The sequence below is a fragment of the Bacteroidota bacterium genome, from assembly GCA_016213405.1.
Classification (GTDB): Bacteria; Bacteroidota; Bacteroidia; order Palsa-948; family Palsa-948; genus Palsa-948.
Map to the genome: position 1 here is coordinate 1 of JACRAM010000075.1, position 11,234 is coordinate 11,234.

The 11,234-nt window shown below is 40.6% G+C and carries 9 protein-coding genes; all 9 read right to left on the reverse strand.

What is annotated here, in order from left to right; all coding sequences use genetic code 11:
- Positions 1-339: 339 nt before the first annotated feature.
- The 9 genes from HY841_09630 to HY841_09670 all read right to left on the reverse strand — a co-directional run bounded on the left by HY841_09630 (position 340) and on the right by HY841_09670 (position 10,917).
- Positions 340-969 (reverse strand): response regulator transcription factor, encoded by a 630-nt coding sequence (locus HY841_09630; protein ID MBI4931010.1) that lies wholly within the window; start codon positions 967-969, stop codon positions 340-342.
- A gap of 1 nt (position 970) precedes the next feature.
- Positions 971-2,218, reverse strand: a complete 1,248-nt coding sequence (locus tag HY841_09635) for a PAS domain-containing sensor histidine kinase (protein ID MBI4931011.1) — start codon at positions 2,216-2,218, stop codon at positions 971-973.
- A gap of 335 nt (positions 2,219-2,553) precedes the next feature.
- On the reverse strand, positions 2,554-3,180 hold the full coding sequence (locus tag HY841_09640; GenBank protein ID MBI4931012.1) for a hypothetical protein: 627 nt from the start codon (positions 3,178-3,180) through the stop codon (positions 2,554-2,556).
- A gap of 12 nt (positions 3,181-3,192) precedes the next feature.
- Complete coding sequence (locus HY841_09645) at positions 3,193-3,381, reverse strand: hypothetical protein (protein ID MBI4931013.1); 189 nt, start codon at positions 3,379-3,381, stop codon at positions 3,193-3,195.
- A gap of 15 nt (positions 3,382-3,396) precedes the next feature.
- The gene (locus HY841_09650; protein ID MBI4931014.1) at positions 3,397-3,771 is read right to left on the reverse strand and encodes a response regulator; all 375 of its coding nucleotides are present in this window, start codon (positions 3,769-3,771) and stop codon (positions 3,397-3,399) included.
- 116 nt (positions 3,772-3,887) lie between these two features.
- Positions 3,888-5,363, reverse strand: coding sequence for a T9SS type A sorting domain-containing protein (locus HY841_09655; GenBank protein ID MBI4931015.1), 1,476 nt, complete (start codon positions 5,361-5,363; stop codon positions 3,888-3,890).
- A 47-nt stretch (positions 5,364-5,410) separates the two neighbouring features.
- On the reverse strand, positions 5,411-6,835 hold the full coding sequence (locus tag HY841_09660) for a hypothetical protein (GenBank protein ID MBI4931016.1): 1,425 nt from the start codon (positions 6,833-6,835) through the stop codon (positions 5,411-5,413).
- 196 nt (positions 6,836-7,031) lie between these two features.
- The gene (locus HY841_09665) at positions 7,032-7,667 is read right to left on the reverse strand and encodes a response regulator transcription factor (protein ID MBI4931017.1); all 636 of its coding nucleotides are present in this window, start codon (positions 7,665-7,667) and stop codon (positions 7,032-7,034) included.
- Between the two features lie 73 nt (positions 7,668-7,740).
- The gene (locus HY841_09670; protein MBI4931018.1) at positions 7,741-10,917 is read right to left on the reverse strand and encodes a PAS domain S-box protein; all 3,177 of its coding nucleotides are present in this window, start codon (positions 10,915-10,917) and stop codon (positions 7,741-7,743) included.
- Positions 10,918-11,234: the final 317 nt, after the last annotated feature.

Genomic DNA, 11,234 nt, shown 5'->3' on the forward strand with positions numbered 1-11,234 from the left:
GGCAAGAAATTAAATTGGTCTTGCAAGGGCAAAAATAGAAAAGTTTTAAATAGTGAAATAGTATATAAAAATCTTCAAAAAAAATTTGGAGATAACACAGAATCTGTCTGCTCGGTGTTCTCTGTGTTAACTATTTTTTTCATTCGCACTATATCTGAAATCAAGCACATAAACCCTTATTCTGAATAATGTCTATACTGTTTTTTTTACCCCAATCCTAAAAGGGGAGTTTGAAAGACCTCCCAGTGAGAAGGTGAGACAAGGAGAAAGTGTGCAGGTGCACTCTCTCACTTTCCCACTCTCTCACCAGCTCACTTTCTCCCTTTAGGGCAGGGGCTCTCAAATCAACTTATTATCCACCGCATAGCGAATTAAATCTGAATTGGTTTCCATTTTCATTTTATCCAGGGCACGCGTGCGGAAGGTGCTCACCGTGGGGATGCTCAGCGAAACCTCTTTCGCAATCTGCGAAACAGTTTTTCCCTTTGCAAGGTGAATAAACGTTTCATATTCGCGGTCAGACAGATGTTCATGCGGGGCTTTTCCAGAAGGGTTTTCCAGTTGTTCGGCAAGGAGTTCAGCCACGCGCGGGGAAATGTATTTCTTGCCGCTCAAAATCTGGTGAATGGCTTTCACCAAGTCCGTATCTGCCGCGTCTTTTGATAAATATCCCCATGCACCTGATTTGAACGTTCGCACGGCAATCTGCTCTTCCGCGTGCATGCTTAAAACCAGAACGGGGAGCATGTTTTTTTCTTCTTTCAACTGATGAAGCACTTCCAGCCCGCTTCTGCCGGGCATGTTGATATCAAGAATAAGCAGGTCCCATTTTTTTTCGCTGACCTTCTGAAGCGTTTCTGCCGCGTTTTCCGCTTCCCCGAATTCAACATCGCTGAATTCATCTTCAAGGATTTGTTTCAATCCTTTTCTCACCACCTGGTGATCATCTGCAATTAGAATTTTTTTCATATTAATTTAGTTTTGCTTTTAATTGAACCGTTGTTCCATTTCCTTTTTCACTTTCTATTATAAAATGTGCACCAATGAGATTTGCCCGTTCGCGCATGCAGAGCAATCCCATGGAGAAAGGATTATCTAATTTATTCTTTGATATTCCTTTTCCGTTATCAGCCACCTCCAGCGCCAGTTCTTTTTCTCCTCCGTTTATTCGGATAATTACTTCGCTCGCTTTGGCATGCTTCAAAATATTTGTGAGCGCTTCCTGGCAGATGCGGAAATAGGTGATGGAGATATTTTTTGCAACCTCTTTATTCTCGTCAGATAATAATTCAAACCGGCAGCGGATACCCGTTTTGTCTTCAAAATCTTTTGCCAGCCACCCGAGCGAAGGAATCAGCCCCAGCGTATCCAGAATTCCCGGGCGGAGCGAAGTGGAAATTTTCCGCAGCGACTGAATGCTGTTGTCCACATCTCTCATCATAGCAGTTGCTTTGCTTTCTATTTCATTCTCGGCAGTGCCGAACTTTTTAAAAGTAGAAAGCCCCAGTTTGATTCCCGTAAGTAATTGTCCCAGTTCATCGTGGATTTCTCTTGCTATGTTCGCGCGCTCGTCTTCCAACACCTGGTTAAGGTGAGCGGCAAATGTCCGCACCTGCGCTTCTGCACTCACCAGTTTTTCATTGGCATGTTTCAACTCTGAGGTGCGCTCCTCTACTTTATCTTCCAATTCATTGTTGCATATTTTCAGGTTCTCTTCTGCAATCTTTTTCTCGGTGATGTCAATGCCTGAACCAAGAAAACATTTTCTTCCGAACAATGAAATCAATTGAACCGAAGCGTTCACCCATTTTATCTCCCCGTTTTTAGTTCTTTCCCAAAGTTCAAAATTTTTGCCCAGCTTTTTCTTCATCACTACTGAGGCAATGTTGTCTCTGTCTTTCGGATTAACATAGGCATTCATCTCTTTGAGCGTTTTGCCTATGATTTCTTTTTTCCTGAATCCGTAAAACTTTACAAACTGCCTGTTCACTTCAAGCACAATACCTGTTTTGGCATCGGTGATGACCATCATGGCGGGGCAATTGAAAAATAAATTTTTAAAAATCTCAGAAGACTCTTTGTTAACCCTGGTTGGCTTCTCATAGCGGGAATGCTCAACCGTATAAAGTTTTTTACCGGCAGCACGTTTGCCTTTAACCCGTTGAGGATACTTACCCGGGGCATTTCCGGATTTTTTAATTTTTGAATTACGCTTCATGAAAAAATAATTAGGTATGACATAAAGATAAAAGAATTATAGAAAGTAAATAATAGTAATTATTATTGTTTGGGTGTAGTGGTCTGTACTACAATGTAAAAACAGGGAGTTTTCATATGTTGCGGAGACAGGATTCAACCCTGTGACCTTGGCGCTATCAGAGCCACGACTACCCCTGCTCTACACCGCAATGTATACTAAAGTTATCTGCGAATACGAATTTTTACGAATGTACGAATAATAGGATGGATTTGTTTTTTCATTCGTGAATTCGTTTTTGATTCGTATTCGCAGATGAAACAAACTGTCGGAAACCTGACTGCCGATGGTATATATTAACGTTTAACCCGAACGATGTCAACTTTCATGCCCGCCATCAACAACAGTGAAAAATTAGCTTTCTCCCTGTATTGAAACAAACTTTGCTCTTTGAAACCCAACGTATTATAGTAGCCGGCACCCCAAGCTCCAAAAATTTTAAAAGAACCGGACACACGCACATTCATACCAAAACCAATATGCTGTTCAAGAGTTTTTATTTCTGCATAATTAAAGTAGAGGGAAGATTCCGGGTTGAGGGCGCTTTCTGCTTTTACCGTATAAGTTCCCAATCGCGCCTGATTGTGCCATGCCACATCATAAAAGAAAAACACTTCAGCCGGCTCATACAGGTTAAAGGTGTATGCATACCTGCCTCTTAGCCCGGAAAAATTTCCATAGCGGCTTTGAATGTTAATGCCAGCAGAAAGTGTGTGCTTTTTAGCGCTTAGTGTAAACTGAGGCGATACGGATGAACCTAACCCGCTGCCACTTACGATGCCGCTCAGTGATGCACCTATACTTAATTTTTGTCCGTGCACTATGCCGGTTCCGAAAGAGAAAAGCAGAGCCATCAGCAGAAATCCTGTTTCCGGAATTGAAAAGGTTTTTCTCAAGCTGCTGAGGGAGTTTTTTGTTTTCATAGTTTTTGATTATTATTGTTGTTTATTTATAAGACTAAGGAAATGAGAACAAGTACTGTTTCCGGGAGTTTGAGCAATGGAGGACAGCGCCACAAAAATCAGCAAGGCAGTAAGAAAAAATACAACCGCAAGAACAAGTTCTCTTTTGTCAAGCAAGTTACTTTGCTTCGCTTCGCTTGTTTTACCGGATAGGTTTTTCATGATTTTTGTTTTTTATTATTGTTTGTTTATCAGTGAAAGCACATAAGGAATTTGTTCAAACTCGGTTGACTTATCGAAAAAGTAATCGGCTCCTAATTTTTTTACACTGGTGCGAAAGAATTCATCCGAATGATTGGAAAGCATTATCACGCAGGTTTTCTGGTATACTGCTTTTATCCATTTCAGAAAATCAAGGCTGAGCCCGTCAGGCAAATACACATCAAGAATGACTACGTCCTGGGTTTGTCTGTTCATTATTTTTTTTGCCGCCTCCAGCGTAGTAGCCGTATTGATGGTTCCGGCATTTCTAACATTCGTAAGCATTGGTTTTAAAAGGGAAAGGATTTTTTCAGAATCATCTACGTGCAGTATGTTGAGCTTTTGTGACATGAATAATTTTTACAGGACAAAGTAAGGCAGAGAAGATGTAATGAAAAATAGCGGCAACTATCCTTATGGTGTAATAAGCGCTGTCAGAAAAGGTAGTGGTTGGAACTACAACGAAATTATTTTATCACAACTATTTTGCTGCTGACAAGTTTTTCATCGGTGGAAGCAGTTATGAAGTAAATGCCGGGAGATAATTCATTATTCAGACTAAAAATATAAGTTCCTGAATTATCAGATATAATTTTAGAATAAAATTCATCGCCAAGCACATCTCTTATAACTATAAGCACTTCCTTTCCATCAGTATCCGCAATTGAAACATTGATATTATCGTTTACTACAGGTACAGGAAAAACACTGACACTAAAACTGCCTGTATTATTAAAATCAACTTCTACCTTCTTAGAATATGAATACTGTCCGTTTAAATCAGTTTGCCTGAGCCGATAATATGAAACTCCGCTGGAAGGATTATTATCGCGCGCAGAATATTTAAGTTCCAGTGTGCTGTTTCCCGCAGCATCAACAACAGCAACAGTTTCGTAGCTAATTCCATCAGATGTTTTTTCCACTGTGAAATAATCGCTGTTAAATTCTGAAGCTGTTTTCCATGTCACATCTACCCTATTATCGTTTGCCTTTGCATAAAACTCAATCAGTTCAACCGGCAGAGGTGATACACTTTTTCCTATTGCATGCTGAGAAAAAGAGGTATATCCAATTCGCTGGGCATATCCATTTCCTGAATTATAAATTCTGCCAGCAGCACCGGAAGCAGGCATAGAAGTGGTTCCATCGGATGTTAAAAAATCTGCATAAGACGCTGCACCATCTCTTTTCATAGGACAAAACATATCATCATCAGATGCAGACAGAGTAGTATTCTCTGCAAACAACTGCACGCCATAACTGCCGCCTGATGGAACAGCATCCGGAGTCAGTGTCCAGATTGTAGTTTTCCCGGCAGCTTCACCGACCGTTTCTGTTATTGGAGTTCCGCCTTGTGTTGTGCTCAGAGTGGCATCGTTATTCGGAACTGCCTGAACAAAAGAAGTAACCGAAGCGTCCAAATAAGAAACTCCGGCAAGAGTGTTGTTCACAAATGCAATCCTGTGACGGTTAGTGGAAATAGCTCCATCTCCCAGAGGAAACAAATAGGTATCGGTATTTGAGACAATATACCTTCTGAATGTTCCATAAATAAAACCATTGGTGTAAGATAAATTAGCTGCTGTAGTGGTAGATAAAATAAAAATATTTGATCCTGTTGTTACAACTCCGCTTGTAAGCGTGAGGGCATTGGCAACCGTTACATTGACAGTGCCGCTGAGTAAAATACCAGCTCCTGAATTAGCAATAGTGAGATTATTAAATGTTGTAGCTGAACTTCCGCTGATATTTTGCGCGCTTGTTCCGGTAAAAAAAGCCATTTGCCCTGCATCTGTGAACGAACCGTTATTAATAAAATCTCCTTTAAATGCTATGCCTGCTCCGGGGTGTATTTTAATACTGCCGTTGTTTGTAAATTGCTGCTGGGCGTTTAAAGAAAAACCAAAAAGCAAGAGCGTGGTTTGTAGTATCGTATTTCTCATAGCTTGTCTTTTTTTTTTATTCCCATTGCATTTTCAGAAATCTGTTTTTACTTTATAGACAAATTAAGATTTTGTATAATCATGTCCGTTGCATCTGTATTGTTCTCTACCCAAACTTCTATATAATCATTGGGCGCTAATAACACCAGACATGAAAGCGCAAGCGGACTTTGGTCAGTATTGCTTATTAATTTTACTTTTTGTTTTGATTCCGACAACACACTTCCGTTCTTAGCTATGTAAAAACTAAAAAATTTATTTCCGGTGGCTCCTGCAAATTGAGAAGTTAAACTGCAGACAACCATGCATCTTCTTGTTTTCGATCCAACATACGTCAGCCGGTTGCTGGCAGGTGAAGTAATCCTGAATAAAGTTACCGCTGTTGTTGTGCCAAGCACTTTAACAGGAGTGTTTGCCGCTGCGATAACCGTGGTTGCTGTGGTTGATATGTACAAATTCCCACTTGCAACATCATCTTTTTCAGTATTCAGCCCGATACATTCCACTTCCCATGAATTGGAAAAACTACCCAAAACATATGTGCCTGTGCCAGCAAAAAAAACTGTCTTCATTGCTGCGCCAGTGGTGATTGAAGTAACGCCAGAAATATCCATGCCTATACCGGAATTTGCCGCTGATACTAGCCGAGTTCCTACTGCAAGTTGTATTATGCTGAATGCGCCAATATATTTTTCGTATGTATTATAATTATCATTTTCCCAATAGGTCTGAAAGCCATAGTATTCATAAATATTCTGAAAAATTATTCCATTTGAATTATTTGAATAATTTGTATGGTCAAACACTACTTCTCCCGCAAACCCTTTTAATAATCCTACATTATTACAGCCGGTAATATGACACTCCTCTATCACAATATCCTGGTCAGTACCGCCAGCATCCACATTAAATAACTTCGCCCCTGCATTGGCGGCTGTCAACGTAAGTTCCATTAATATTCCGCCTTTTGAACCTGTAAACAATTCGCCTGATGATGGCGTGTAAATTAATTTATCGTAATCATGGTCTAATCCTACTATTGTAGTATTATTCAAATCAATTTTATCTGATAAACTGATCGTTCCGTTTATTTCATACAAAGTACTTGTTGCTAATGTTATCACCCCGCCCACCGGTGCAGGAAAGTCAGAAGCTGATTTTACCAATACGAAGTTATCTCTTTGTGCAGGAATGGACAGCCATTTTGTTCCGTTCCAGTAATAATATCCATCTTTCAATGTGCCTCCACTGCTGTAAACAAGCATGCCTGCAGGAGTTGTTGCCGTTAATGGCGCTACCGAGTTTATATCATTCAGCGCAACCCTGGGAGGGAGCATTCCCTTGTTAGTGCTTTCTAACTCAAGCAATGAGTTAGCGTTAATGGTGTTTGGGTTATTCCCTATTTTCACCTGAGCGTTTGAAGTAAAGATTGTTCCCAGCAAACAAATATTCAGAAGAATTTTATGTTTCATATTTTTGTAAGTATTATTATTTATAGAATAGTATAAGGCAAAGAAACGCAGAGAAGGTGTGGCGGGGAATAGGCGGAAGTATCCTTATGGTGTAATAAGCACTGTCAGGAAAGGTAGTGGTTGGAACTACAAAATCTGGTCATCAGTCACCAGTAATCGGTGGTCGGTTGTGTTGTTACTGATTACCGCTCACTTATCATACTAAGTTGTTCTTAATCGCATAACTCGTCAGCTCCGCGCTGGTTTTCATTCCCATTTTTTCGAGAATGCGGGCGCGGAAGGTACTCACGGTGGGAACGGCTAAAGAAAGTTCCTGTGCAACTTCTGAAATGGTTTTTCCATTTGCGATGAGCAGAAGGGTTTGATACTCGCGGTCAGATAAAAGTTCGTGAGGTGGAGCGTTGTACGGATTCTCCACATAGGTAACCAACTGCTCGGCAAGGGATGGAGTGATGTATTTTTTCCCGCTTAAAATCTGCCGAACTGCATTTGCCAGTTCTGTGTCGGCTGAATCTTTAGAAAGATATCCTGAAGCGCCTGACTTTAATACCCTGATGGCAATCTGTTCTTCGGGGTGCATGCTGAAAACAAGCACAGGGGTTTTTATTGAATCACGTTTCATCTCATTGAGCACTTCCAGTCCGTTTCTGCCGGGCATATCCATGTCAAGAATAAGAATATCCCATTTCTTTTCATTCAGTTTCTTCAGCACTTCGGATGCGCTTGCCGCCTCGCCAAATTCCACTTCGCTGTATTCATTGGAAAGAATCATCCTCACACCATTTCGCATAGTGGGATGGTCATCGCAGATTAAAATTCTTTTCATATTAATTTAGTTGAATAAGTTAATTGGGTTAATTGAGTTGATTTTGTATTTACTTAATTAACTTATTTAACCATTTTACTTAATTTAGTTTTGCTTTCAATTTAATTGTTGTACCGAAATCTTTTTTGCTTGTGATTTGCAAATCCGCGCCAATAATGTTTGCCCGTTCGCGCATGCCGAGCAATCCCATGGAGAAAGGGTTTTCTAATTTCTCGCTGGCAATTCCTTTTCCGTTGTCGGAGATGCGCATTGTCAGTTGTTCGTTGTCATTTCGACCCCGATTCATCGGGGGAGAAATCTCCTTATGATGTGCAGAAATCTTATGGGGAGATTCCTCACCCGAAGCGGGATGCGGAATGACATCTCCTTTGCTGTCGCTGTAAGAAATCACAATCACCACCTCGCTTGCATTTGCATGTTTAGAAATATTGGTGAGCGATTCCTGACAGATGCGGAAGAAGCAGGTGGAAAGGTTTTTTTCAAATCTCTCTTCTGTAACATTCAGTTCAAGTTTGCATTTAACACCTGTCTTTTTTTCAAATTCGCTTCCCAGCCACTGAATGGAAGGAATTAATCCGAGTGAATCCAGAATTCCGGGACGGAGCTGTGTGGATATTTTTCTCATCACTTGTATGCTGTTGTCAATATCCTTCATCATACAATCCACAGCCCCCTCTAACTCCACCGAAGGGGGAGAATTTGCAGACACGCCTGGATCCCCCCTTCGGGGGGTTGGGGGGCTTTGTTTTTTCTTCAACGATGACAAACCCATTTTGATTCCAGCCAGCAGTTGTCCGAGTTCATCATGAATCTCGCGGGCAATGTTTGCTTTTTCCTCTTCTATCACATGGTTCAGGTGGCGGGCAAAATTCCGTATCTCGCTTTCTGCTTTTACCAGTTTATCCAAAGAGTTTTTGCGTTCGGTGATATCGGTTATTGAAAATGAAATTCCAATAACCGAATCTTTGTCATTTTTCACCGGCTTGCAGTTTATGTCAAACCATACAACACTTCTTTCATTTTGCGGATAGGAAACTTCATAGTGGACTATTCCTCCCTGTAAAACCTTGCTTTGTTGGTCAGCAAATATTTGTTTCCTTTCAGAAGGAAGCATTTTATAAAGATTGTTCTCCTTCCTGGATCTTTCACCGAAGGCAATATTCATTAATTCCTTTCCGCGCTCGTTGGATGAAACAATATTGAATCCGGTATCGAGCAAAAGAAACCCCGTATTAGTATTTTCAAAAATAGCCCGGAGATTGGTTTCGGATCTGCGCAATGCTGCTTCTATCTTCATGCGTTCGGTGATATCTTTTGACAGTCCGCGAACAACAGGCGTTTCAACTCCGTGGGTGCGCAACGTATTGTTGTATTCCCAAATGCGAATGTTTCCGGCAGCTGTTTGTACTTTCATTAAGCCATGAGCATAGCCATCTTTTTTGAGTGCAGAAATGTAATCGCTGAATTGATCTTTTATATCCGGGGAAAGTATATCCTGAATGTTCATTTTCAGAAGAGCATCTGTTTTATATCCAAGCAGCTTTACAGCAGCAGGATTCGCTGAAAGAATTTTTCCATCCATATCATGTGTGCAGATGAGGTCTGAAATATTCTCCACAATGTCTCTGTACTTTTCCTCGCTTTTCGTTATCGTTTCCTCTGCCAGTTTGCGCTCGGTTATATCTGTAATCACTGCCAGCGAGCGGATAAAGTTTTTGTTGTTATCGTACTGAGAAATTGCGCTTACTAAACAATCTATCACTTCTCCGTTTTTTTTCACAAAGCTGTAATCAGCGTTTTCAATATGCCCGACTTTTTTGAATTGAGGCAGGATTGTTTCTACCGCGTGTTTTTTGGAACTATCCGTTAAGAAGTCAGTAAAATTCTTACCCAACACTTCTTCCCTCCGGTAACCCAATTTCTCCAGCCAGAAATCGCTCACCGACAATAATTCTCCCTGCTGATTAATAGAGTGCATCATAACAGGTGTTTCGTTATAAAGGGCTCGGAACTTTTTCTCGCTTTCTTTAACCGCTTCTTCCACCAATTTTCGTTCTGTGATATCCTGAACGGTTCCATGTAATTGTACTACACGACCCGATTTATCTTTGATTGCCTTACCATACGTATGGGTTTGAATGATTGTTCCATCAGCGCGAATTATATCTAACTCCAAATCATATGGCGCGCCATGTTTAATAGCTTTTTCAACAGCCCGGTTCAACCGTTCCCAGCTCTCTTTTGTATAATACGATTCAAGTTCCCCATACTTTGGAGGTGACAGATTTGGGTCTCTCTTATTTATTTCATAAAGTGTTTTTGACCACCCCACTTCGCCACTTACCAAATCTAGATACCAATTTCCTATTTTTGCAAGATGCTGCGCTTCATTGAGCAGTCTTTCGCTTTCTCTAATCACTTCTTCCGCCTGTTTGCGCTCGGTAATGTCATTAACATATCCCTCAAGATACAATAGCTTTTCTGCTTCATCAAAAATTCCCTTACCTTTTTCCGACACCCATTTTTCATGTCCTTGTTTTGTAATAATACGGTACTCACATTTGTAAGGAATTTTTGCTTCAACTGCCTGTTGCACAATTTGCCATACTTTATCTGCATCCTCCGGGTGAATTTCTTTTCCACACGATATGGTACGGTCAACCAGATATTCTTTCTGAGCATATCCGGTAACTAATCCAACTTTTTCTGAAATAAAAAGAGGTGTATAATCTGGATCATTGGCTACGCGATAAATATATCCGGGCAGATTACTGATCAGGTTAGAAAGAGTATTTTTGCTTTCAATAAGTGCCGATTCCGCTTTTTTGCGCTCGGTGATGACATCAAACACCGCCACAAAATATCCGCGTTCAGGGCTATACACCGAAACCAAAAACCACATCTTCAAGGCGTCAACAAACATTTCAAAACGTTCCGGCTTGCCGGTTTTGGACACGCGCCCATAAATCTCAAACAGTTCAGGATCAGATTCCCGAATGCCGGGAATAACCTCTGTTACTTTCTTCCCGACTACATCTTTTAATCCGGTGAGCGTTTCAAAAGCGCTGTTTACAGAAAGATAGGTGAAATCAATGGGTCTGCCGTTATCATCAATGTGCATCTGACAATAGGCAAATCCGTTGAGCATATTCTCGAACAGCGAACGGTATAGCTTTTCACTTTCAAAAAGTTTCTTATCTGCCCGCTTGCGTTCAGAAGTATCGCGGCCGTTAACAAGGAGAGGATTTTCATTCATGAACAGATGTGTTACTTATGCTTGTTACAAAAGTATCGAGATGCTTGCTAAAAGGAATGATATAGGTCACCATTTAAAAATTATTATACAAAAGGAATGAAAACAAGTTATGCTTTAAATAGTCACATCTCTCATTGCCGTGTAGTTGTTTGTACTACAAAAAATAATCATAATGGGATAATTAAAGTAGGAAGCGAAGGTACAAAGTAACTTCGCCACCTCTCACACCACTGTACATGCTTAGACGCATACAGCGGTTTCATAAAGTTTTAATCGTTTGTAGTTTGCCGATAAACTGTAGTAACCTTCTTTTGCAA

Excerpts from the sequence above, each read along its gene's own strand:
- HY841_09660 (MBI4931016.1), bottom strand. The coding sequence starts at position 6,835 with ATGAAACATAAAATTCTTCTGAATATTTGTTTGCTGGGAACAATCTTT.
- HY841_09640 (MBI4931012.1), bottom strand. The coding sequence starts at position 3,180 with ATGAAAACAAAAAACTCCCTCAGCAGCTTGAGAAAAACCTTTTCAATT.
- HY841_09655 (MBI4931015.1), bottom strand. The coding sequence starts at position 5,363 with ATGAGAAATACGATACTACAAACCACGCTCTTGCTTTTTGGTTTTTCT.
- HY841_09635 (MBI4931011.1), bottom strand. The coding sequence starts at position 2,218 with ATGAAGCGTAATTCAAAAATTAAAAAATCCGGAAATGCCCCGGGTAAG.
- HY841_09645 (MBI4931013.1), bottom strand. The coding sequence starts at position 3,381 with ATGAAAAACCTATCCGGTAAAACAAGCGAAGCGAAGCAAAGTAACTTG.
- HY841_09630 (MBI4931010.1), bottom strand. The coding sequence starts at position 969 with ATGAAAAAAATTCTAATTGCAGATGATCACCAGGTGGTGAGAAAAGGA.
- HY841_09650 (MBI4931014.1), bottom strand. The coding sequence starts at position 3,771 with ATGTCACAAAAGCTCAACATACTGCACGTAGATGATTCTGAAAAAATC.
- HY841_09670 (MBI4931018.1), bottom strand. The coding sequence starts at position 10,917 with ATGAATGAAAATCCTCTCCTTGTTAACGGCCGCGATACTTCTGAACGC.